Below are 22211 nucleotides of genomic sequence, written 5' to 3'. Positions count from 1 at the left end.
CCCACAGCGAAGTTTTGTGGCATCTGTCCGCAAGCAAGGGAGTGGCGAGTCGTGCGGAGATCCTCCGGATCCCGGAGATGGGTCGCGGTCCCCACGACCGCACTGGTGCTGGGTGTCGTGATGACGCTCGCCGGATGCAGCGGCGACGACGACGCGAAGCAGCCGGACGAGAAGACGAGCTCGTCCAACACGACGGTCACCGAGCACGCGGGCATCGACACCCGGGTCGAGGTCGGCGACGTCGTCGGCAAGCTCGACAAAGCAGCGGCGAGCGAGGTCGCGGCCGAGGTCGCGACGGCCGTCGACCAGTGGATCGACGCGGCTTACGTCGGCGGTGACTACCCCCGCGCGAGCTTCGCTGATGCCTTCGCGAGCTTCACCGACGACGCGGCGAAGATCGCCACGAAGCAGAAGGACCTGATGAGCAACGCGGCCCTCGGCGACAAGCTCGACGAGGTCACTGCGGTCCGCCGCGTCGTGAGCGTCGATCTGCTCGCTCCGAAGGGCGAGACCGCCGGCGCAACGGCGCACGTCAACTTGGTGATCGACCTCGAGGGCGACGTCGACCGCACCGACCAGGTGCGCGGCCGCCTGGTGCTGACACCGACCAAGAAGGGGTGGCGGATCTTCGGGTTCGACATCGCGCGGGGCGAGGTGAGGGACTGATGAAGACCCAGCAGATCTCCCGGTGGAACCGTGCGCTGCGCACCTGCGCCCTGGCTCTGGTGCTCGGCGTCGCCGCACTCGTGGTGCCCAACGGAGCGGTCGCGCCGACGTACTTCACGTTGGTGAAGTACGAGCACGCCTCGGGTGTGGACACCGATCCCGACGTGATCTGGATCCTCGCGGTCGGCTCCGACGCGCGGCGCGGGGAGGACCCGCTGCACAGCCGGGGCGACACATTGCAGCTGGTCGGGATGGACACCAAGACCGGCGCAGCGACGTCGATCGGTATCCCGCGCGACAGCTGGGTCCCGATCGCCGGCTACGGCAGCAACCGCATCAACTCCGCCCTCTTCTTCGGCGGCCCGCAGCTGCTCGGCCAGACGGTGGCCGACCTGATCGGGATCGAGCCCGACTACGTCTTCGTCACCACTTTCTGGGGAGTGGAGGCGATCGCCGACGACATCGGACCGATCACCGTCAACAACCCGGTCGCGTTCGCCGACGAGTACCTCAAGCCGAAGGGCTTCCCGAAGGGCAAGGTCGTGCTGCGCGGCTACAACGTGGTGGCCTTCGGTCGCATCCGCCACGAGCTCATCGGCGGCGACTTCGACCGGTCGGCCAACCAGCAGCGGGTGCTCAAGGGTTTCCAGCGCAAGGTGGCAGACAACGCCGACAACCCCGGCTGGATCGAGCGCGGCGTGCTGTCGGTCATGGACAACGTGCACACCAACCTCGACCCCGCCGAGCTCTTCGAGATCGCCCAGGCCGTCGCGCACGTCGACCCGAAGAAGATCACCGGCTGCGTCGTGCCCGGCGGCATCGGCAACATCGGGGGAGCCAGCGTCGTGCTGCCCTCCACCTCGACCGCAGCGCGCTACGGCGACGACGCCCGCAAGGACGCCACGATCAAGAACTGCTGAGCGACTACTCGTCCTCGGCCTGGTCGATCGCGTCGTTGAGGTCGTCCAGCGCGGAGCCGGAGGGTGCTCCCTCGACGCCGGTCCAGTCGGGGGAGGGGAGCAACTGCTCGGACGTCTTGCCGTCACGGACGTCGCGGATCGCCTGCACGATCTCGTCGATGTTGTTGGGGACTGCCAGACCGCAGGCCTTGAGTTCCGACGTGAGCTCGAGGGTCAGCCGCGGGCGGCCGGCGTCGACCGCCTCAGCGGTGGTGCCTGACGTGTTGTCCTTGCCCGCGATGTCCGGAGCGTCGTCGCACACGTGGTAGACCGACCCGCTGGTGGACCACCAGACCTCGTCCTTGCCCAAGAGCTGGATCACGGCCTGCTGGTCGGCGGTGTACTCCTCTTGCGACGGCGGGTCGTAGTTGATGCCGAGCGCGACCGCGATGAGTCCGACGACGATGCCGACCCCGCCGGCCCAGCCCTTCTGCTGCTTGCTCATGTTCTTGTTGAGGAAGATGAACACGATGATCGGCACGAAGGCGACCAGCGGGATGATCGCGCCGAGCTGGCTCTTCAGGAAGAACGAGACCGGGTTCTGCTCCGAGGGCGGGTCGAGCGCCTGTGCCTTTTTCCAGAGCTGAGATCCGATGATCGTCACGATCCCCATGACCACGAGCAGCCCGATGAGCACCCAGAACGCCCAGTCAGGGAAGGTCTCGCCGGCCTTGAGGGTGCCGTCGCCCTCCACCGACGAGCTGGACTCGAGGATGCCGTCGTTGAGCAGGAGTCCGAAGATGCCGTAGAGCTCGAGGCCGATGGCGAGGGCCCAGAGGGCGGCAGCGACCAGGCGGAGCCGGGTGGCTCTGCTGTTGGCCTCAGCGGTCGGCTTCCACGACTGACCACTGCTTGCGGTGGTCTTGCGTCGGACGTTCTTGGCTGCCATGGCTTCCCCCGAGATGTCGGCGATGTCTGGCGAGGCTAGGGCGTTCGCCTTGCACCGTGCCAGTGGTCAGGGTCACGCACGAGATGTGGCGTGGCCCACGGTGCGGGTGCTTGCTGACAGCTAGCGTTGTTAGCGGTCGTGTTCCACGACCTGACTCCGGCCAGTAGAGGTCGGGGCCGCCCGTGTCGCGCCGAGGCCCGTCACGTCACGGGGAGACGTTGATATCGATGGGATGACGGGCACGGGGGCACCACGCAGTACGCCGGCTCAGCCGGCTTGGGGTGAAGGCCGAGATCCGCTCGCACAGGGGTCCAGCCCGGGCATCAGCAGCCCGAATCCGACAGGTCCACCTTCGCAGGCGTCGCTGCCCAAGGACTCTTCCGATGCACACCGTCGCTGTGCGCGCTGCTGCGCGCCTCTCCGTCGCATCCACCATCGCCGCGCTCGCCACGAGCGCCGTGTTCCTCGCTCCGACCGCCGAGGCCACCGCGCCCCAGGACGGTTCGGTCGCACCCGCCGTCGTGCGGGCCCAGCACCAGGCCGAGGTCCGGGCGCACCGCGCCGCCGTACGCCGGCACAAGGCGCACCGTGCCGCGGTCGCTGCCGCCCACCGAGGCGAGCAGGTCCTCGAGCTCGCCAGCCGCGAGGCCGGCGACCCCTATGTCTACGGCGCAGCCGGTCCGAACGCGTTCGACTGCTCGGGCTTCACGATGTTTGTGTTCGCCCAGCTCGGCATCTCGTTGCCGCACTCGTCGTCGGCCCAGGCCGCGATGGCGCAGCCGGTCAGCGACCCGCAGCCCGGTGACCTGGTCTTCTTCACCGGAGGTGGTGGGGTCTACCACGTCGCGATCTACGCCGGCGACGGCATGATCTGGCACGCGCCCCACACCGGCGCGGTCGTGAGTCTCGAGCCGATCTGGACCAGCAGCGTCTTCTACGGCCGAGTGCTCTGAGGCTCGGCTGAAACAACCGACGCAGGCCGGCGTCCGGGCAGCAGAGCGGCGCAGACGAGCGCCGCGCACAGGACGCCGGTGAAGACCACCAGCACGGTGTGGTGGGAGGAACGGATGTCGGCGGCGCTGCCGTCGAGGTCGAGCATCCTGCCGAGGAACGCGATGCCGGCGACCCCGCCGAGGTAGCGCATCGTCGAGCTGACGCCGGCCGCCATGCCGCTCTGTTCGGGGGCGATCGCCGACATCGACGCGGTCTGGGCCGCCGGGCTGCAGAGTCCCAGCCCGACGCCGAGGAGCGCCATCGGAAGTCGCACCTCGCCCGAGGTGGCGAGGTCGTCGGTCAGCAAGATCACCAGTCCGACGAGGGAGACGAGCGATCCGGCGACCGCGAGGGTGCGTGGGCCGAGCCGGTCGGTCAGCCGCCCGGTCACCAGCGACATCAGCACCATCGCGGCCATCAGGAAGATCAGCAGCTGACCGGTCTCCCGGGCGGTGAGGTCGAAGAGCTCTTCGAGGACCAGGGGGATCTCGAAGATCAGGGCATACATGACCAGGTTCTGCAGGCAGACCAACAACGTGCCGGCCGCGAACGGACGCGCGCGGAAGATCGCGAAGTCGATCACCGGGTCCGCAGCGCTCCGCTCGCGGACCACGAAACCGGTGAGCAGCACCAGCCCCGCGCCGACGAGAGCCAGCACGGCCCCGTCGGTGCTTTCGGCGCCGAGCACGAGGAGCGCCAAGGCAGCGGTGAGGAGGACCGACCCCGCCCAGTCGAAGGCCGCGGTCGGGCGTGCGTCGCGCGTGTGGTCGACGCCCGCGATCAGCAGCGCTGAGATCAGCAGGACCGGCAGGTTGGCGACGAAGACCGCCTCCCAACCGAAAGCGTCGACGAGGACACCTCCGATGATCGGGCCGAGCGCGGCGGCCGAGGCCATGATCGCCCCGAACGTCCCGAACGCCCGACCGCGTCGTTCGGGTGGGAGCTCGATCCTGAGGAGCGCGAGCGTCGCAGGTACGGCGAGTGCGCCGCCGGTCGCCATCAGCACCCGCGAGCCGGCGAGGACGGGGAGGCTGGGAGCGAGGAAACCGACGACGGCGCCGACCGCGACGACGACCTGGCCGAAGACACAGACTCGCCAGTGGCCGAGCCGGTCGCCGAGCTTGCCGCCCGGACCCTGCAGCGCGATCGCCGCGATGAGGTAGGTGGCGACGAGCGCCTGGGTCACGTCGGCAGGGTCGTGGTGGAAGGTGCGCGCGATCGAGGGCACCGCGACGGCGATCATCGTCGAGTTCAGCGGCATGAGCGCCGCAGCGAGCAGGGCGCCGGCCAGACCGCGGGCGGTGCGGGAGGGAGCCTCTGCCTGGTGCGACAGGGTCGGGTCAGCCATGCGTGATCGGGCGCCGTTGCAACAGGTAGAGGCGGTCCCCGACGAAGGCGAACTCGATGTCGTGGTCGGTGGCCTCGAAGACCGTGTCGCAGGCTGCCGCGAGCCGGTGCAGGGCCTGGAGGCGCCCGTCGTCCAGGCAGCGCGCCTCGACGAGATCGGCCGCGACGTCGTGCTCCTCGACGAGCCCGTCCGCACCCAGCTGCAGGGCGATGTCCTTCTCGCCGGTGGTGCACTCCAGCGGCACGCCGTCGGACGAGAGCCGGTACTGGTCGGGGGTCACCTGGCCGCTCACCACCACCTCGCCGAGTCCCCAGCTCGCCTCGATGAGCCGCTCCTGCGCGCCGGTGAGGGGATGGCGGGTGAAGAGGACCCCGGCCACCTCGGAGGCGACCATCTCCTGCAGCACGACGGCCATCCGCGGCGCGGGGTCGAGGCCGTGCTGCTCGCGGTAGGCGATGGCCCCCGGGTCGAGCGCCGAGTCGTGCACGCGTCGTACGGCGTCACCGACCGCCGCCGCTCCCACCACACCCAGCACGCTCAGGTGGGTGCCGGCGAAGGAGGCACCCTCGGAGTCCTCGCCGACGGCACTCGAGCGCACCGCCCACGGGCCGTCGCTGAGGCCGGTGAGCAGCGCGGGCAGGTCGATCGCGCCGGCCACGACGCCGCGGACCGCCTCCCAGCCGAGCGCGTAGCCGCCGGGCACCGGCAGGCCCGCGCGCAGGGCAGCGCCGAGCTGGGCCGCCTTGCCGCCGTACTGGCACTCGTCGGCGGTCGCCTCCAGCGGGGCGAGCGCGCTCGGTCCTCGGTCGTCACTCACTCCACGAGGCTCACTTCGCCAGTGGTCCCGTCGACCCGGACGCGCGCGCCGTCGGGGATGGTCGCGGTCGCGTCGCGGGTGCCGACGATGCCGGGGATGCCGTACTCACGGGCCACGATCGCGGCGTGGCAGAGCTGGCCGCCCCGGTCGGTGACGATCGCGCCGAGCATCGGCAGCACGACGTTGAAGTAGGGCGACGTCATCCGGGTGACCAGCACGTCGCCCTGCTTGATCCGGTCGAAGTCCGCGGAGCTCTCGACGAGCCGGGCGGTGCCCTCGTAGACGCCGGTGTTGACCGAGAGCCCGGTGAGGACGGTCGCCGTGTTGGGCGTGTCGGGCACACCGAAGAGGCTGCCGAGGAACGTGTTGATGGCCACGTGCGTACGGCGGGCCTGCTGGGGCAGCCACTCGGCCGGCGGGGGAGGAGCCGGGAGCGCCCGCAGGTGGTCGGGCACGTCGCTGGTCGTGGTGGTGGTGCGCCACTCGAAGCGGTCGGCGACCTCGTCGGCCGACGGCCCACCGCCGCCGACGAGCAGTGCTCGCGCCTCGTCGGCGCCGAGCTCGACGGCGTGCTCGGCGTCGTCGAGCTTGCCGATGGTGTGGAGCCGATGACCGACCTCGAGCATCGCGCGACGGGCCAGCCCGGTCGCCCAGCCGTCGGAGAAGACGCCGCGCTCGTCGCGGATCCGGTAGACGTGGCGGAGCTCGGCCAGCCGGTCGTCGAAGTCCTCGCGGTGCTCGGCGGGAACCCGCTCGCGCAGTGCGGCGAGGGCGGTGTCGTCGTCGGGGGCCGAACTCCAGCTGCCTGCCAGGGAGGTCTTGAGAGATTCGACGAGCACCTCGGGGAGCTCGCCGGCCACCTGGTCACCGACGTCGTAGCCCACGCTGCGCCAGCGCACCGCGTCGAGATAGGCGGTCACCTCGGCGCCGACATCGGGGTGGGACGAGAGGGCGGCGAGGACCGCATCGGCCGGGTCGCCGCTCGTCAGCACCGCCTGAGCGGCGTCCGACGTCGTCAGCGCCTTGGCGGCGGCGTCGAGCTCGGCGGCCGCGAATCCGCGGGAGATGGCCGAGCGGCCCCGGAGCAGCCCCATCAGCTCGCCGATGTCCGCGCCCGTCCACTCGATCGCGCCGGCGAGGAAGTCGCCGACCGGCAGGCACGCGGTCATCGTGTACTTGTGGTGCAGGTAGCCGCCGTCGGACGCGTGCTGGGCGCACCGGTCGACGTGGTCGGCGAGGTCGGTGTCCGACAGGGCCGCGACGTCGACGGCCTGGATCGCGAGGTGCGCCTTGATCGCGGCCGGCTTGTCGACCTGGTCCCACTCCTCGAGGTCCTTGCGCCACAGCTTGCCGGCGATCGCCGCGGCGGCCGCCTTGTGCCGCTTGCGCATCTCCGGGTGGAGCCGGCTGGCGATCATCAGGATCGGCTTCGGCGGCGGGCCCATCGCGCCCGGGGGAGCACCGACCGCGACCGGCTGGGCATAGAGGAAGGACTGCACGAACGCCGGCTCCAGGTGGTCGAGCAGCACGCCGTAGCGCGCCGTCCCCTCCTTGAACCCGCGCGGGAAGCCGTCCATGAACGCGCGCTGCGTGATGAGCGTCATCGGCCGCGCACCATGGGTCGACTCGAGCTCCCACGGCCCCTTGCCGGGAGGGTCGAAGGAGCGACCCTTGACGACGACGGACTGCTCTTCTGGCATCGGAAACCCCCAGGGAGTAGGTGTGACCGAAGTGTCCACCTGCTGTTCACCTGCGGGCGAGGGTTTTGATGAAAACCCACGTCGAAATGGCCGGGCCGGAAGTCCGGGTCAATGGGGCGCCTCCGGCAGGATTCGAACCTGCGGCACCTGGTACCGGAAACCAGTGCTCTATCCCCTGAGCTACGGAGGCATGCGCCGTTTCCCTTGCGGGAGTGGCGCGGTGAGGACCTTACCGGGCGATATCAGTGCGAGAGAAACCGGAGCCCGCCGATACCCTTGCCAGGTGAATCCTGCGGAGCTCTCCACCACCATCGTCGACGCGTTGTCGGCGCTCGTCGCCCAGGGTGCGATCACCCTTCCCGACGGCGTCCCGGCTGAAGTCACGGTGGAGCGCCCGCGACAGAAGGGCCACGGCGACTACGCGACCAACGTCGCGCTCCAGCTCTCGAAGAAGGCTGGCACCAATCCGCGCGCGTTCGGCGAGCTGTTGGCCGCCGAGCTCCTCAAGGCCGACGGGATCAGCGCGGTCGAGGTCGCCGGCCCGGGCTTCCTCAACATCTCGGTCGAGGCCGGTGCCCAGGGCCAGGTCGCCGCTGTGATCGTGGCCGCCGGGGCGTCGTACGGACACACGGAGACCTTGGCCGGGCGGAAGATCAACGTCGAGTTCATCTCGGCCAACCCGACCGGTCCGCTGCACCTCGGGCACACCCGGTGGGCGGTGCTGGGCGACGCGATCGGGCGGGTGCTGAGCACCGCAGGTGCCGAGGTGACCCGGGAGTTCTACATCAACGACCGCGGCGTCCAGATGAACCACTTCGCCGCGTCGATCGAGGCTGCCGCTCTTGGTGAGCCGGCACCCGAGGATGGCTACAAGGGCGACTACATCGCCGATCTGGCGCGTCGCATCGTCCAGGACGAGCCGGCGATCGTGGACCTGCCTGCCGACGAGCGGCGCACTGCGTTCCGGGAGCGCGGTTACGCCCTGCAGCTCAAGGAGCAGCAGGACCAGCTCGACGGCTTCAACACCCACTTCGACGTCTGGTTCTCCGAGCTCTCGCTCCACGATTCGGGCTCGGTCCCCGAGACGCTCCAGCGGCTCAAGGACCTCGGCCACGTCTTCGAGGACGGTGGCGCGCTGTGGATGCGCACCACCGACTTCGGCGACGACAAGGACCGGGTGCTCATCAAGTCCGACGGAGAGCTGACCTACTTCGCCTCCGACACCGCCTACTACCTCAACAAGCGGGCGCGGGGCTTCGACCACTGCATCTACCTGCTCGGCGCCGACCACCACGGCTACGTCGGTCGGCTCCGGGCGATGGCGGCCTGCGTCGGCGACGACCCCGACCAGACGCTCGACGTGATGATCGGGCAGCTGGTCAAGATCCTTCGGGGTGGCGAGGAGTTCCGGCTCCAGAAGCGCAAGGGTGATCTGGTCACCCTGGACGACCTGGTGCAGGAGATCGGAGTCGACGCGCTGCGCTACTCGATGGTCCGGTACCCGGCTGACAGCCCGCTGGCTCTCGACATCGAGCAAATCACCAAGCAGTCCAACGACAACCCCGTCTACTACGTCCAGTACGCGCACGCCCGCACCTGCCGGATGCGGGAGAACGCCGCCGACCTCGGGATGTCGCTGCCCGACGACTTCGACCCGGCCCTGCTCGCTCACGAGCGGGACGGCGACCTGCTGCGGGCGCTCGCCGAGTTTCCGCGAGTGGTGGCGAGTGCTGCCGAGCTCCGCGAGCCGCACCGGATCGCGCGCTACCTCGAGGACACCGCCTCGGTCTTCAACAAGTGGTACGACACCAAGGAGTGCCGGATGCTGCCCCAGGGCGACGAGCCGGTCACGGCCGCCAACCTGGCGCGGCTGGTGCTCGTGGTCGCGACGCAGACGGTCTTCGCCAACGGGCTCGGCCTGCTCGGCGTGACGGCCCCGGAGCGGATGTAATGACCCACGAAGCCGGCTGGGCACACGCGCCCGGAGCCCTGCGCGGACCTGCCTGGCTGCAGGCGCCGCGCGATGTCAACGCCCTGGTCCCGCTCCTCTGGTCGGGCACCGCCCACAAGACCGACACCGGTGACCTGGTCGTCGGCGGCGTGCCGATCGCCGACCTGGTGGCCGAGCACAACACCCCCGCCTACGTGCTGGACGAAGCCGACTTCCGGGCCCGCGCCCGGGCCTTCCGCGACGCCTTCAGTGGCTGGGACGTCTACTACGCAGGCAAGGCCTTCCTCTGTACGGCGGTCGCCCGCTGGATCTCCGAGGAGGGCCTCTGCCTCGACGTCTGCTCCGCGGGTGAGCTGACCGTCGCGCTGCGCGCGGGCGTCGACCCGGCCCGAATCGGCTACCACGGCAACAACAAGACTCATCCCGAGCTGCGGCGTGCGGTGGCCGAGGGCGTCGGCCGGATCATCGTCGACTCCTTCCAGGAGATCGACCGGATCGCGTCGATCACGGCCGAGACCGGGATGACCGCTCGGGTGATGGTGCGGGTGACCGCGGGCGTCGAGGCGCACACCCACGAGTTCATCGCGACGGCCCACGAGGACCAGAAGTTCGGCTTCTCGATCACCTCGGGCGCCGCCTTCGAGGCGGTCCGGCGGCTCAACGAGGCGCCGGGCGTCGAGCTGCTCGGTCTCCACTCCCACATCGGCAGCCAGATCTTCGACTCCTCCGGCTTCGAGGTCGCCGCGCGCCGGGTGCTGGCCCTCCACGCGAAGGTCTCCGACGAGCTCGGCGTGACCATGCCCGAGATGGACCTGGGTGGTGGTTTCGGGATCGCCTACACGACCCAGGACGACCCGTCCGACCCTGCGCAGCTCGCGACGGAGATGGGCAAGATCGTCGAGCACGAGTGCCGAGCCCTCGGCATCGACGAGCCGCACCTGTCCATCGAGCCCGGCCGCGCGATCGTCGGGCCCGCGATGTGCACCGTCTACACCGTCGGCACCGTCAAGGCGGTCGAGCTCGATGCCGGTGCGGTCCGCACCTACGTCAGCGTCGACGGCGGGATGAGCGACAACATCCGCACCGCCCTCTACGACGCCGACTACTCCTGCACCCTGGCCGGCCGGCGCTCCGAGGCGACCCCCGTGCTCTCGCGGGTGGTGGGCAAGCACTGCGAGGCCGGAGACATCGTGGTCCGCGACGAGTTCCTCCCCGGCGACCTGGTCCCGGGCGACCTCCTGGCGGTCCCCGGCACCGGCGCCTACTGCCGTTCGATGGCCTCTAACTACAACCACGCGCTCCGCCCGCCGGTGATCGCGGTACGGGACGGAGTCGCCACCGTCGTCGTACGGCGGGAGACTGAGGCCGACCTGTTGGCGACGGATGTCGGGTGAGTGTTGTGACTGTGGATCCTGACTTGCCCCTCAAGGTGGCGGTGCTGGGTTGCGGCGTCGTGGGATCGCAGGTCGTGCGGTTGCTGGGCGAGCAGTCCGGCGACCTCGCCGCACGGGTCGGCGCACCGGTCGAGCTCGCCGGTGTCGCCGTACGACGCCTCGACGCCCCGCGTGACGTCGACGTCCCGGAGGGCCTGCTGACCACCGACGCGCTCGGGCTGGTGAGCCGCGGTGACATCGACGTCGTCGTCGAGGTGATCGGCGGCATCGAGCCGGCACGCACGTTGATCCTGGCCGCGCTCGACGCGGGTGCCTCGGTCGTCACGGCCAACAAGGCGCTGCTCGCCGAGGACGGACCGACGCTCTACGAGGCGGCCGAGAAGGCCGGACGCGACCTCTACTACGAGGCCGCTGTCGCTGGTGCCATCCCGATCCTGCGGCCGCTGCGCGAGTCGCTCGCCGGTGACAAGGTCACCCGGGTGCTCGGCATCGTCAACGGCACCACCAACTTCATCCTCGACAAGATGGACACCCACGGCGCTGGCTTCGAGGAGGCGCTCGAGGAGGCCCAGGCCCTCGGCTACGCCGAGGCCGACCCGACGGCCGATGTCGAGGGATTCGACGCCGCGGCCAAGGCCGCGATCCTCGCGAGCCTGGCCTTCCATACCCGCGTGACCGCGGCCGACGTGCACCGCGAGGGCATCAGCGACGTCACCGCCGCCGACGTGCGCTCGGCCCGTGACATGGGCAGCGTCGTGAAGCTGCTCGCGATCGCCGAGCTCGCGCCGGCAAACGGCGGTGAGGCGGGCGTGAGCGTCCGCGTCCACCCGGCGATGATCCCGCGGACCCACCCGCTCGCCAGCGTGCGTGAGGCCTACAACGCCGTCTTCGTCGAGTCCGAGGCCGCCGGACAGCTGATGTTCTACGGACCCGGAGCCGGTGGCGCGCCCACCGCGAGCGCCGTCCTCGGTGACCTGGTGACCGTCGCCCGCAACCACCGCCAGGGTGCACGTGGAGTCGGCGAGTCGGCCTACGCCGACCGGGCGGTCGTGCCGATGGGGGAGACCCGCACCCGCTACCACGTCGCCATCGACGTCGACGACCGTGCCGGCGTGCTGGCTGCGGTCGCGACCGCGTTCGCGACCCACGGGGTCTCGATCCAGATCGTGCGCCAGGAGGGCCGCGGCGACGACGCGCAGCTGGTCGTGGTGTCGCACGAGGCGACCGACGCGCAGCTCTCGGCGACCGTTGCGGAACTGCGGGGCATGGACATCGTGCGTGACGTCACCTCGGTGATGCGTGTGGAAGGGACCGAGGAGTGACCGAGGCGAGTGGCCGCCACCAGTGGCGGGGCGTCATCGAGGAGTACCGCGAACTGCTGGCGATCCCCGTGGACACGCCGGCGATCACCCTGGGCGAGGGCGGCACTCCGTTGGTCCGCTCGGGCTGGCTCTCGGAGGCCGGTGACGCCGAGGTCTGGCTGAAGGTCGAGGGCGCCAACCCGACGGGCTCCTTCAAGGACCGCGGCATGACGACGGCGATCTCGGTCGCCGTCCACGAGGGTGCGAAGGCGTGCGTGTGCGCGTCGACCGGCAACACCTCGGCGTCGATGGCCGCCTACGCCGCGCGCGCCGGCATCACGCCGATCGTGCTCGTGCCCGAGGGCAAGATCGCTGCCGGCAAGATGGCCCAGGCGCTGGTCCACGGCGCCCAGGTGATCCAGGTGCGCGGCAACTTCGACGACTGCCTCAACCTGTCGCGCGGTCTCGCCGAGCACTACCCGGTCGCGCTGGTCAACTCGGTCAACCCCAACCGCCTCGAGGGACAGAAGACCGCGTCGTTCGAGGTCGTCGACCGCCTCGGTGACGCGCCCGACGTGCACCTGATGCCGGTCGGCAACGCGGGCAACATCTCGGCCTACTGGCTGGGCTACACGCAGTACCGCGACCACACCACCAAGCTCCCGAGGATGCGCGCCTTCCAGGCGGAGGGTGCGGCGCCGATCGTCTACGACCGGGTGTTCCCTGCCCCGGAGACCCGCGCCAGCGCTATCCGGATCGGCAACCCGGCCTCGTGGAAGCTCGCGACGGCCGCGGCTGAGGAGTCGGGCGGCGGCTTCGCCGCGCTGAGTGACGACGCGATCCTGCACGCGCAGGCCGAGCTGGCCCGCAACGAAGGCGTCTTCGTCGAGCCCGCGTCGGCCGCCGGGGTCGCCGGCTATCTCGCCGACCTGGCCGCGGGCACCAGCTATGCCGGCCAGACCGTCGTCATCACCGTCACCGGCCACGGCCTCAAGGACACCGTCACGGCGCTGGAGTGGTTCGGCGAGGTGACGCCCGTTGTCGTCGACGCCGACCTCGACGCGGCTGCCAGGGCCGCGGACCTCGTCTGAACGCGATGACCACCCGATGACCAACTTCGTCACCGGGCCGGTGCGCGTCTCCGTGCCGGCCACCTCCGCCAACCTCGGCCCCGGCTTCGACTCGCTCGGCCTCGCGCTCGACCTGCGCGACCGGCTCGAGGCCGAGATCATCGACAGCGGCCTCGTCGTCGAGGTCGAAGGCGTCGGCAGCGAGGACGTGCCGCTCGACGAGCGCCACCTCGTGGTGCGCTCGATGCGCGCGGCCTTCGACGAGCTCGGGGTGCAGCCGCCCGGGCTGCGGCTCTCCTGCACCAACGTCATCCCCCACGCCCGGGGCCTCGGGTCCTCCTCGGCCGCGATCGTCGCCGGGGTGTGGCTCGCGCGCGAGCTGGTCGCCGGCGGACGGCTGCTGCTCGGCGACGAGGGCCTGCTCGACCTGGCCGCCCGGATCGAGGGGCACCCCGACAACGTCGCGCCCGCACTCCTGGGCGGTTTCGTGATCGCGGGCCAGGACGCGGACGGGTCGTTCTACGCCGTACCTTCCGAGGTCGACCCGCGGATCGGCGCCGTCGTCTTCGTCCCGCCGGAGCCGGTCTCCACCGAGCTGGCGCGCGGTCTCCTCCCGAAGGAGGTCCCGCACGCCGACGCAGCGACCAACGCGGGTCGCGCGGCGCTCCTCGTCGCGGCCCTCGGTGGCCGGCCAGAGGAGCTGTGGCGGGCGACGGCCGACCGGCTGCACCAGGACTACCGCCGTCCGGCGATGCCGGCGAGCCTCGAGCTCGTCGACGCGCTCCGCGCCGAGGGCGTGCCCGCGATCGTCTCGGGCGCCGGCCCGACCGTGCTCGCGTTCACCGACACCACCGACGGCCTCATGGCCCGGTGCCCCGAGGGCTGGACCGCCCTGCAGCTCGAGATCGACTCCCGGGGCGCCCTCGCGTGGTGAGTGTCACCGCTCTCAACGGCGGTGGTACATTGACGGAGCGTCGCAGCTCACCGATCTGTCGGTCCTCGACGCCGCGCCACGCAGTCAACGCTGTAGCGCGCGCATCTCTTTCCTCGCCCCGAGTCGGGCACCATCCCGCATCGGCCGGAGCGCTCGCGTGCGAGCGCATCGGCGGAGCGGCCGTATTACGTGGGAAGGACCTCACGTGACTGAGACCATCGAGACCCCAGCCGCCCCCGCCGAGAAGGCGGAGGGTGCCCCCAAGACCGGGGCGCCCAAGAAGCGCAGCGGCGGGCTCAACACCATGCTCCTCGCCGACCTGAAGGCGATGGCGGGCGGCATGGGCATCGCCGGCGCCGGCACCATGAAGAAGGCCGACCTCGTCGACGCCATCAAGGCTGCGCAGGCGCGGCCGAAGGCCGAGGACAAGGCCCTCGACAAGGCCGAGAAGCCGAAGGCCGAGGAGAGGGCCGAGAAGCCGAAGGCCGAGGAGAAGGCCGAGAAGCCGAAGGCGGACAAGCCCGCGACCGACGAGTCCAAGGCTGACAAGCCCGAGACCGGCGAGCCCAAGGCGCAGAAGAACCAGGGCCAGCAGAAGCAGTCGGGCCAGGGTCAGGGTCAGCAGAAGCAGGGCCAGGGCCAGGGCAAGCAGCAGGACCCCCAGGGCAAGCAGCAGGACCCCCAGGGCAAGCAGCAGGACACGCAGGACAAGCAAGACGGGCAGCAGCAGGGCCAGCAGGGCCAGGCCGGTGAGGACGACGGCGAGGGCGGCGCGCGTCGCAACCGGCGCCGTCGGGGTCGCGACCGCAACCGTCCGCTGGCCGCCGCCGGTGGTCCTGGCGGCGGTGGGGGTGGTGGGCGCAACGAGCCCGACACCACGATCCTCGAGGACGACGTCCTCGTGCCGGCCGCCGGCATCCTCGACGTGCTCGACAACTACGCCTTCGTCCGCACCAGCGGCTACCTCGCCGGTCCTGACGACGTCTACCTGTCCTTGTCGATGGTGCGGAAGTACGGCCTGCGCCGTGGCGACGCGATCGTCGGCCAGGTGCGTCAGCCGCGCGAGGGTGAGCGCCGGGAGAAGTTCAACCCGATGGTGCGCATCGACAACGTCAACGGGGTCGACCCCGAGCAGGCGCGGCACCGCGTCGACTTCGCGAAGCTGACCCCGCTCTACCCGAGCGAGCGGCTCCGCCTCGAGACCGAGCCGGGCAACATGATCGGCCGGGTCATCGACATCGCCTCGCCGATCGGCAAGGGCCAGCGCGGCCTCATCGTCTCCCCGGCCAAGGCCGGCAAGACGATGATCCTCCAGTCGATCGCCAACTCGATCACGACCAACAACCCCGAGTGCCACCTCATGGTGGTGCTGGTCGACGAGCGTCCCGAAGAGGTCACCGACTTCGAGCGCTCGGTGAAGGGCGAGGTCATCTCCTCGACCTTCGACCGGCCGGCGACCGACCACACCACCGTCGCCGAGCTGGCCATCGAGCGCGCGAAGCGACTCGTGGAGCTGGGCCACGACGTCGTCGTACTCCTCGACGGCATCACGCGCCTGGGCCGTGCCTACAACCTGGCGGCGCCGGCGAGCGGCCGGATCCTCTCCGGTGGCGTCGACTCCGCGGCTCTCTACCCGCCGAAGAAGTTCTTCGGCGCGGCCCGCAACATCGAGAACGGCGGCTCGCTCACCATCCTCGCGACCGCGCTCATCGACAGCGGCTCGAAGATGGACGAGGTGATCTTCGAGGAGTTCAAGGGCACCGGCAACATGGAGATCCGGCTGCGCCGCGACTTCGCCGACAAGCGCATCTTCCCGGCGATCGACGTCATCCAGTCCGGCACCCGTCGCGAGGAGCTGCTCCTGAGCAAGGAGGAGATGGCGATCATCTGGAAGCTGCGTCGCGTGCTCTCGGCTCTCGACAGCCAGCAGGCCCTCGAGGTGCTGCTCGAGAAGCTCAAGAAGTCGAGCACCAACATCGACTTCCTGATGCAGGTGCAGAAGACCACTCCTTCGCCCGAGGTGGGCGAGTAGACGCGGAATAGGCAGGGACGCGAAAGCGCTCTTACACTTGCCTGTCGGCTCCGGTTCACGTCCGCATGAGGCAGACGACCCGGCGCCCCTAGAGATGAGGACACCATGAAGAAGGACATCCACCCCGACTACGTCGTGACCCAGGTGACCTGCACCTGTGGCAGCTCGTTCACGACCCGCAGCACCATGAGCACCGGGACGATCCACTCCGACGTCTGCTCGCAGTGCCACCCGTTCTACACCGGCAAGCAGAAGATCCTCGACACCGGCGGCCGCGTCGCCCGCTTCGAGGCCCGCTACGCCAAGAAGACCGCCGACAAGTAGCTGTCTCCGAGCGCCGACCTACCCGCTATGCGGGTCGGTCGGCGCTCGTCATTTGCAGGGTTTCGAGGCTCGCTTCGCTCGCACCTCAACCACCGCCACGTCGTACGGAGTCATCGTGTTTGAAGCTGTGGAGGGCATGCTCGCGGAGCATGCTGAGCTCGAGGGGCGGCTGGGGCTGCCTGAGACCCACGCGGACGCTCGGCTGGCTCGGACCCTCAACCGGCGCTACGCCGACCTCGGCAACATCATCGGCGCGTGGCGCGAGTGGCAGCAGCACGGTGAGGACGCCGGGGCCGCTCAGGAGCTCGCTGCTGATGACCCGTCCTTCGCCGAGGAGGTCGTCGACCTGCTGGCACAGCAGGAGGTGGCGGCCGAGCGGCTGCGCCGACTGCTGGTGCCGCGCGACCCGGGCGACGACAAGGACGCGATCCTCGAGGTGAAGTCGGGGGAGGGCGGCGACGAGAGCGCGCTGTTCGCCGGTGACCTGCTGCGGATGTACACCCGCTACGCCGAGAAGCGCGGCTGGAAGATCGAGATCCTCGACGCCGCCGAGTCCGACCTGGGCGGCTACAAGTCGGTGACCGTCGCGGTGAAGGGCGGCTCGTCCGAGCCCGGACAGGCGCCCTACGGGCTGCTGAAGTTCGAGGGCGGCGTCCACCGGGTGCAGCGGGTCCCGGTGACCGAGTCGCAGGGGCGGATCCACACCAGCGCGGCCGGCGTGCTCGTCGTCCCGGAGGCCGAGGCCGTCGACGTCGAGGTCAACGACAACGACCTGCGCATCGATGTCTTCCGCAGCAGCGGACCCGGTGGCCAGAGCGTCAACACGACCGACTCCGCCGTCCGCATCACCCACCTGCCGACGGGGATCGTCGTCAGCTGCCAGAACGAGAAGAGCCAGCTGCAGAACAAGGAGCAGGCGATGCGCATCCTGCGCGCCCGCCTGCTCGCGGCTGCCCAGGAGGCGGCCGACGCCGAGGCCAGCGAGGCGCGGCGCAGCCAGGTCCGCACGGTCGACCGTTCCGAGCGGATCCGCACCTACAACTTCCCGGAGAACCGGATCTCCGACCACCGGACGGGCTACAAGTCCTACAACCTCGACCAGGTGCTCGACGGCGACCTGCAGCCGGTGCTCGACTCCTGTGTCGACGCCGACATGGCCGCGCGGCTCGAGGCGCTCGAGCAGTGAACCTGCGCGCTGCGATCGAGGCGCTCCGCGAGGCCGGCGTCGCGTCGCCGGACCACGACGCCCGTGAGCTGCTCGCTCACCTGACCGGATCCAGTCGCCTGCTCCTCGCCGACCCGACGCCGGAGCAGGCAGCCGAGTTCGGTCGGCTGATCGCCCGACGTGCTGCGCGCGAGCCGCTCCAGCACCTCACCGGCATGGCCTACTTCCGCCACGTCGAGCTCCGTGTCGGTCCCGGCGTCTTCGTCCCACGGCCAGAGACCGAGCTCCTCGCCGGGTGGGCGATCGACCGTGCGCGCGAGCTCGAGGCTCCGGTCGTGGTGGACCTGTGCACGGGGAGTGGCGCGGTCGCTGCGGCGGTCAGGGACGAGGCGCCCCACGCCGAGGTCCACGCGGTCGAGCTGAGCGCGGACGCCTTCGCCTATGCCGAGAGCAACCTGACCGGGGTGGACCTCCGGCTCGGGGACGCGTTCGTCGAGTTCGACGACCTCGTCGGCGCGGTCGACATCGTGGTCTGCAACCCGCCCTACGTGCCTCTCGAGGCGTGGGAGTCGGTGGCGGTCGAGGCCCGCGACCACGATCCGCACCTCGCGCTCTTCTCGGGCGACGACGGCCTCGACGCGATCCGGGTCCTGGCGGCGCGCGCGGCGCGGCTGCTGAAGCCCGGAGGGGTGATCGGCGTCGAGCACGCCGACGCCCAAGGGGAGTCGGCGCCGGCGGTCTTCGCGGCGCAGGGCAGCTGGGAAGAGGTTCGCGACCATCGCGACCTCAACGACCGGCCTCGGTTCCTCACGGCACGCCGGACGCTCCGCGGCTCGCCGACGGGGGAGTGACAGGATGGGCGACGTGAGTGAGTCCGGCACGGCGAGGATCTACGACGTCACCGACGAGGAGAACCGAGCGGCAGCGGTCGACGCGGCCGCGCTCGCGATCCAGCGGGGCCGACTCGTGGTGCTCCCGACCGACACGGTCTACGGGCTGGCCGCTGACGCCTTCGACCCCGACGCGGTCACGCGGTTGCTCGACGCAAAGGGACGCGGTCGCGAGATGCCGCCGCCGGTCCTGGTCAGCACCGCGACCACCCTCGACGCGCTCGCGACCAAGGTGCCCGCCTACGCACGGGCACTGACCGACGCCTTCTGGCCTGGTCCGCTCACCCTCGTCTGCCACGAGCAGTCCTCGCTGCGGTGGGACCTGGGGGAGACGCGGGGGACCGTCGCCGTACGCATGCCTGATCACGACCTCATGCGTGAGCTCCTCGATCGCACGGGTCCTCTTGCCGTCAGCTCGGCCAACCTCACCGGGCAGCCGGCGGCGACCGACGCTGCCGCGGCTGCCGAGATGCTCGGCGACAAGGTCGCGATCATCGTCGACGGGGGCGAGTGCGCGGACGCGGTGCCCTCCACGATCGTCGACGTCACCGGTGAGCGGCCGCGCCTGCTGCGCCTGGGGGTCGTCTCGGTCGCCCAGCTCGACGAGGCGCTCGCCGAGCACGACGTCACGGTCGAGACCGACGTCGACGCGACCGAGGGCTGAGCGTGCGCGAATACGTCCTCGTCTTCCTGGTCGCCGCTGCGGTGACCTACCTGCTGACGGTCGTCGCCCGCGAGATCGCGGTCCGGTCCGGAGCCGTCGCGCCCGTGCGCGACCGTGACGTCCACGCGGAGCCGGTGCCTTACCTCGGCGGCATCGCGATGCTCGGCGGGCTGTTCGCGGCCTTCCTCGTGGCGAGGGAGCTGCCGTTCCTGTCGGGGAGCAAGCCGTTCGTCTTCGACGACACCTTGTCGGTCCTCTTCGCTGGCGCCCTCGTGTGCGCTGTCGGCGTGCTCGACGACATCTTCGACCTCGACGCGCTGACCAAGTTCGGCGGTCAGGTGGTGGCGGTCGGCGTGCTGATCTACTCCGGCATCCAGTTCCGCTACTTCTTCTTCGCCGACGGCCGCCAGTTCTCGCTCGACGGCACCCAGGGTGCTCTGCTGACGGCGGTCATCGTCCTCGCGACCGTCAACGCCGTGAACTTCATCGACGGCCTCGACGGCCTGGCGGCCGGCGTGATCGGGATCAGCGCGCTGGCGTTCTTCGTCTTCTGCTACCGCCTCACGGTCGTCAACGAGGTGGAGCGCGCGACCACCGGCGCGCTGCTGTCGGCGGCGCTCGCGGGTGCGTGCGTCGGCTTCTTGGTCCACAACTTCCACCCGGCGCGCCTGTTCATGGGCGACAGCGGCTCGATGCTCATCGGACTGGTGCTGTCCTCGACGGCGATCACGGTCACCACGCAGTTCTCCGACGTCGACATCGCGCAAGGGGAGCAGGGCGCTCGCGCCAGCCTGCTGCCCATGCTGCTCCCGGCCGCGTTGCCGATCCTGATCCTGGTCGTGCCGCTGGCCGACCTCCTGATGGCCGTGGTCAGACGTACGGCGGCCGGCCGGTCGCCCTTCGCTCCCGACAAGCAGCACCTGCACCACCGGTTGCTGGAGATCGGACACTCGCACCGCCGCGCGGTCCTCATCATGTGGCTGTGGGCGGGTCTCATCGCCTTCGGGACGGTCGTGGCGAGCCTCTACGACGAGGTCGTGGTGTGGATCAGCATCGGGTCCGCCTTCGTCCTGACGGTGGCGCTGACCTTCGTCGTACCCCTCCTCCCCAAGTGGGGGCACCGCGACAAAGAGGTCGATCCGGACCCCGATGTGAGCGCCCAGAAGACCTTGTGATAACTTTCACGAGCACTCAGGAAGTGTTCAGAAAGTGACCACTGAAGGGCGGCCGCCGATGCTGACGACCACCACCCACGGACCGCTGGCCGTTGCGGCCGCGGCGACGACGGTGGTGGGCGTGCTCCTGGTGGCGGTGGCAGCGATCGCGAGCGACGCACCCGCCGCCTACGGCGCCCTCGTCGGCACCCTGATCGCCCTGGTCGTCTTCTCTTTCGGTGCCTTCGCGGTCGATGCCGTGGCCCGTCTGATGCCGGTTGCTTCGCTGCTGGTCGCGATGCTGACCTACACGATGCAGGTCCTGCTCATGCTGGTCGTCTTCGTCGGTCTCAACCGGGCCGACGTCTTGGACCGCGACCTCGACCGGTCGTGGCTGGGCGGCGCGATCATCGTCGCTGTCCTGGTCTGGTCGTTCGCCCAGCTGCTCGCCTCGGTCAAGGTCCGGATCCCGGCCTACGAGACGACTCGTGAGACGACGGATGAAGAGTCGGTGAACCCGGCCGCGCAGGGTGTCCGTCCGGCAGCGGAGGGCGGTGCGCGATGACCTCCAGCCCCTGCTATTGTCCGGCACGCAATGAGTCAGCCCGAGGAGCAGCCCAAGGGCGACCCGTGGCACGCTTTCGGCTACATCGTGGCCGGGGTCGCGTTCTACGGGTTCGTGGGCTGGCTCGCGGACCTCTGGCTCGGCACCCGCTTCCTGGTGGCCATCGGCATCTTGGCGGGCGCAGCGTTGGGGATCTACCTGACGTTCGCCCGGTTCAAGCCGCTAGCAGCAGAGCAAGCCACGCAGAAGCCCGAGCAGGACGAGTAGAGGAGATCCGGTGATCAACGTAGCCACCGTCACGGCGGAGAAGTTCGAGGCTCCGGGCCCCGGGATCTTCGACCTGCCGGGCATCGCCGGCAGCGAGATCACGAAGCCGATGGTCCAGCTGGTCCTGGCCGCGATCCTCGTCTTCGGCTTCCTCTTCGTCGCGGCCCGTCGCCGCGCGCTCGTCCCCGGCAAGCTGCAGTTTGCAGGCGAGGGCGCCTACGGCTTCGTCCGCAACAGCGTCGCCCGCGACATCATCGGCGGCCACGACTTCCAGAAGTTCGTGCCCTACCTGGTCACCGTCTTCTTCTTCATCCTGGTCAACAACCTGTTCGCCAGCATCCCGTTCATCCAGTTCCCGACGTTCAGCCGCGCGAGCATGGCCTACGCCCTCGCCGGCATGTCGTGGCTCGTCTACAACGCGGTCGGCGTCGCCAAGCACGGCCCGCTCGGCTACCTCAAGCTGCAGAGCGTCCCGAGCGGTGTCAGCCCGGCGATGTACCCGCTGCTCGTCCCGCTGGAGTTCTTCTCCAACATCTTGGTCCGCCCGGTCACGCTGGCCCTGCGTCTCTTCTGCAACATGTTCGCCGGCCACATCCTGCTGGTCCTGTTCGCGACCGGTGGCCTCTACCTGATCGAGACCGCGTCGCCGGTCAACGTCGTCGCCGGCTCGCTCGCCTGGGTGCTGGCCATCGCGATCAGCTTCCTCGAGATCCTGGTGCAGTTCCTCCAGGCTTACGTCTTCACGCTCTTGAACGCCATGTACATCCAGGGTGCGCTCGCCGACGAGCACTGACGGCTCAGCGCACCACCAAACCCCACAGTTCTCACACGAGAAAACAACCCGAAAGGAAAGTAGCCATGGGTGGCTCTCTCAACATGATCGGTTACGGCCTGGCTGCCATCGGCCCGGGTATCGGCATCGGTCTCATCTTCGCCGCTTACATCAACGGCGTTGCCCGCCAGCCCGAGGCGCAGAGCCGCCTGCAGTCGATCGCGATCCTCGGCTTCGCGCTCGCTGAGGCGCTCGCCATCATCGGCATCGCGCTCGCGTTCGTTCTGACCGGCAGCAGCACTCAGTGATCGGAGTCGTCCTCGACGACTCCCGTCCGACGTACTGATCGTTCCCAG

22 protein-coding genes and 1 tRNA gene are annotated in these 22211 nt (G+C 70.0%); 18 read left to right on the top strand and 5 right to left on the bottom strand.

All coding sequences use genetic code 11. The annotated features are described in order from the left end of the window. Nucleotides 1–120: 120 nt before the first annotated feature. Nucleotides 121–666 carry a hypothetical protein gene (locus F0U44_RS00470; RefSeq protein WP_149726321.1) on the top strand — a complete coding sequence of 182 codons (546 nt, stop codon included), beginning with the start codon at nucleotides 121–123 and terminating at the stop codon, nucleotides 664–666. Next, complete coding sequence (locus F0U44_RS00465) at nucleotides 666–1586, top strand: LCP family protein (protein ID WP_149726320.1); 921 nt, start codon at nucleotides 666–668, stop codon at nucleotides 1584–1586. Before F0U44_RS00470 ends, F0U44_RS00465 begins: the two co-directional genes overlap by 1 nt. A 4-nt stretch (nucleotides 1587–1590) precedes the next feature. On the opposite strand, the gene F0U44_RS00460 is transcribed toward F0U44_RS00465, so the two are convergent. After that, nucleotides 1591–2514, bottom strand: a complete 924-nt coding sequence (locus tag F0U44_RS00460; RefSeq protein ID WP_149726319.1) for a hypothetical protein — start codon at nucleotides 2512–2514, stop codon at nucleotides 1591–1593. Between the two features lie 383 nt (nucleotides 2515–2897). Between F0U44_RS00460 and F0U44_RS00455 the strand changes: the two genes are divergently transcribed. Then, nucleotides 2898–3467: a C40 family peptidase gene (locus F0U44_RS00455; RefSeq protein WP_149726318.1), complete on the top strand. Its 570-nt coding sequence runs from the start codon at nucleotides 2898–2900 to the stop codon at nucleotides 3465–3467. On the opposite strand, the gene F0U44_RS00450 is transcribed toward F0U44_RS00455, so the two are convergent. The 4 genes from F0U44_RS00450 to F0U44_RS00435 form a co-directional block, all read right to left on the bottom strand. Continuing rightward, a complete protein-coding gene (locus tag F0U44_RS00450) occupies nucleotides 3449–4855 on the bottom strand; it encodes an MFS transporter (RefSeq protein ID WP_149726317.1) in 1407 nt (468 codons plus the stop codon). The two genes, F0U44_RS00455 and F0U44_RS00450, sit on opposite strands and share 19 nt — an antisense overlap. Continuing rightward, nucleotides 4848–5672, bottom strand: coding sequence for a PEP/pyruvate-binding domain-containing protein (locus F0U44_RS00445; protein ID WP_149726316.1), 825 nt, complete (start codon nucleotides 5670–5672; stop codon nucleotides 4848–4850). Before F0U44_RS00445 ends, F0U44_RS00450 begins: the two co-directional genes overlap by 8 nt. Next, nucleotides 5669–7372, bottom strand: a complete 1704-nt coding sequence (locus F0U44_RS00440; RefSeq protein ID WP_149726315.1) for a PEP-utilizing enzyme — start codon at nucleotides 7370–7372, stop codon at nucleotides 5669–5671. Before F0U44_RS00440 ends, F0U44_RS00445 begins: the two co-directional genes overlap by 4 nt. Nucleotides 7373–7489: 117 nt before the next feature. Continuing rightward, nucleotides 7490–7562: transfer RNA gene (locus tag F0U44_RS00435), tRNA-Arg, on the bottom strand. 93 nt (nucleotides 7563–7655) lie between these two features. Here F0U44_RS00435 and argS point away from each other — a divergent pair. The 15 genes from argS (at nucleotide 7656) to atpE (ending at nucleotide 22163) form a co-directional block, all read left to right on the top strand. Continuing rightward, nucleotides 7656–9323, top strand: a complete 1668-nt coding sequence (gene argS / locus F0U44_RS00430; RefSeq protein ID WP_188113245.1) for an arginine--tRNA ligase — start codon at nucleotides 7656–7658, stop codon at nucleotides 9321–9323. Next, the gene (gene lysA, locus F0U44_RS00425; protein ID WP_149726313.1) at nucleotides 9323–10717 is read left to right on the top strand and encodes a diaminopimelate decarboxylase; all 1395 of its coding nucleotides are present in this window, start codon (nucleotides 9323–9325) and stop codon (nucleotides 10715–10717) included. The genes argS and lysA overlap by 1 nt, the downstream gene beginning before the upstream one ends. 23 nt (nucleotides 10718–10740) lie before the next feature. Next, nucleotides 10741–12039: a homoserine dehydrogenase gene (locus tag F0U44_RS00420; protein ID WP_149726312.1), complete on the top strand. Its 1299-nt coding sequence runs from the start codon at nucleotides 10741–10743 to the stop codon at nucleotides 12037–12039. Beyond that, nucleotides 12036–13109, top strand: coding sequence for a threonine synthase (gene thrC / locus F0U44_RS00415; protein WP_149726311.1), 1074 nt, complete (start codon nucleotides 12036–12038; stop codon nucleotides 13107–13109). Before F0U44_RS00420 ends, thrC begins: the two co-directional genes overlap by 4 nt. 16 nt (nucleotides 13110–13125) lie before the next feature. Then, nucleotides 13126–14022, top strand: a complete 897-nt coding sequence (gene thrB / locus F0U44_RS00410) for a homoserine kinase (protein ID WP_149726310.1) — start codon at nucleotides 13126–13128, stop codon at nucleotides 14020–14022. A gap of 205 nt (nucleotides 14023–14227) precedes the next feature. After that, nucleotides 14228–16054, top strand: coding sequence for a transcription termination factor Rho (gene rho, locus F0U44_RS00405; protein WP_438616476.1), 1827 nt, complete (start codon nucleotides 14228–14230; stop codon nucleotides 16052–16054). Between the two features lie 105 nt (nucleotides 16055–16159). Further along, nucleotides 16160–16378 (top strand): 50S ribosomal protein L31, encoded by a 219-nt coding sequence (gene rpmE / locus F0U44_RS00400; RefSeq protein WP_149726309.1) that lies wholly within the window; start codon nucleotides 16160–16162, stop codon nucleotides 16376–16378. Between the two features lie 115 nt (nucleotides 16379–16493). After that, on the top strand, nucleotides 16494–17564 hold the full coding sequence (gene prfA / locus F0U44_RS00395; protein ID WP_149726308.1) for a peptide chain release factor 1: 1071 nt from the start codon (nucleotides 16494–16496) through the stop codon (nucleotides 17562–17564). Further along, nucleotides 17561–18394 carry a peptide chain release factor N(5)-glutamine methyltransferase gene (prmC, locus tag F0U44_RS00390; RefSeq protein ID WP_149726307.1) on the top strand — a complete coding sequence of 278 codons (834 nt, stop codon included), beginning with the start codon at nucleotides 17561–17563 and terminating at the stop codon, nucleotides 18392–18394. The genes prfA and prmC overlap by 4 nt, the downstream gene beginning before the upstream one ends. A 13-nt stretch (nucleotides 18395–18407) precedes the next feature. Then, nucleotides 18408–19097, top strand: coding sequence for an L-threonylcarbamoyladenylate synthase (locus F0U44_RS00385; RefSeq protein ID WP_246160212.1), 690 nt, complete (start codon nucleotides 18408–18410; stop codon nucleotides 19095–19097). Between the two features lie 2 nt (nucleotides 19098–19099). Then, nucleotides 19100–20272, top strand: coding sequence for a glycosyltransferase family 4 protein (locus F0U44_RS00380; protein ID WP_149726305.1), 1173 nt, complete (start codon nucleotides 19100–19102; stop codon nucleotides 20270–20272). 34 nt (nucleotides 20273–20306) lie between these two features. Continuing rightward, complete coding sequence (locus F0U44_RS00375; protein ID WP_149726304.1) at nucleotides 20307–20816, top strand: hypothetical protein; 510 nt, start codon at nucleotides 20307–20309, stop codon at nucleotides 20814–20816. A gap of 30 nt (nucleotides 20817–20846) precedes the next feature. Continuing rightward, nucleotides 20847–21083, top strand: a complete 237-nt coding sequence (locus tag F0U44_RS00370; protein ID WP_223163527.1) for an AtpZ/AtpI family protein — start codon at nucleotides 20847–20849, stop codon at nucleotides 21081–21083. 10 nt (nucleotides 21084–21093) lie between these two features. Further along, nucleotides 21094–21876: a F0F1 ATP synthase subunit A gene (gene atpB / locus F0U44_RS00365; RefSeq protein ID WP_246160211.1), complete on the top strand. Its 783-nt coding sequence runs from the start codon at nucleotides 21094–21096 to the stop codon at nucleotides 21874–21876. A 65-nt stretch (nucleotides 21877–21941) separates the two neighbouring features. Next, nucleotides 21942–22163, top strand: a complete 222-nt coding sequence (atpE, locus tag F0U44_RS00360; RefSeq protein ID WP_149726302.1) for an ATP synthase F0 subunit C — start codon at nucleotides 21942–21944, stop codon at nucleotides 22161–22163. Nucleotides 22164–22211: the final 48 nt, after the last annotated feature.

This window comes from Nocardioides humilatus, assembly GCF_008373755.1.
GTDB classification, from domain to species: domain Bacteria; phylum Actinomycetota; class Actinomycetes; order Propionibacteriales; family Nocardioidaceae; genus Nocardioides; species Nocardioides humilatus.
Note: the sequence above shows the minus strand (reverse complement) of the source record. Positions and strands in the feature narration are given on the sequence as shown.

Excerpts from the sequence above, each read along its gene's own strand:
- F0U44_RS00460 (WP_149726319.1), bottom strand. The coding sequence starts at position 2,514 with ATGGCAGCCAAGAACGTCCGACGCAAGACCACCGCAAGCAGTGGTCAG.
- F0U44_RS00455 (WP_149726318.1), top strand. The coding sequence starts at position 2,898 with ATGCACACCGTCGCTGTGCGCGCTGCTGCGCGCCTCTCCGTCGCATCC.
- thrB (WP_149726310.1), top strand. The coding sequence starts at position 13,126 with ATGACCAACTTCGTCACCGGGCCGGTGCGCGTCTCCGTGCCGGCCACC.
- F0U44_RS00470 (WP_149726321.1), top strand. The coding sequence starts at position 121 with ATGACGCTCGCCGGATGCAGCGGCGACGACGACGCGAAGCAGCCGGAC.
- lysA (WP_149726313.1), top strand. The coding sequence starts at position 9,323 with ATGACCCACGAAGCCGGCTGGGCACACGCGCCCGGAGCCCTGCGCGGA.
- F0U44_RS00370 (WP_223163527.1), top strand. The coding sequence starts at position 20,847 with ATGAGTCAGCCCGAGGAGCAGCCCAAGGGCGACCCGTGGCACGCTTTC.
- atpE (WP_149726302.1), top strand. The coding sequence starts at position 21,942 with ATGGGTGGCTCTCTCAACATGATCGGTTACGGCCTGGCTGCCATCGGC.
- F0U44_RS00465 (WP_149726320.1), top strand. The coding sequence starts at position 666 with ATGAAGACCCAGCAGATCTCCCGGTGGAACCGTGCGCTGCGCACCTGC.
- F0U44_RS00440 (WP_149726315.1), bottom strand. The coding sequence starts at position 7,372 with ATGCCAGAAGAGCAGTCCGTCGTCGTCAAGGGTCGCTCCTTCGACCCT.
- F0U44_RS00450 (WP_149726317.1), bottom strand. The coding sequence starts at position 4,855 with ATGGCTGACCCGACCCTGTCGCACCAGGCAGAGGCTCCCTCCCGCACC.
- rpmE (WP_149726309.1), top strand. The coding sequence starts at position 16,160 with ATGAAGAAGGACATCCACCCCGACTACGTCGTGACCCAGGTGACCTGC.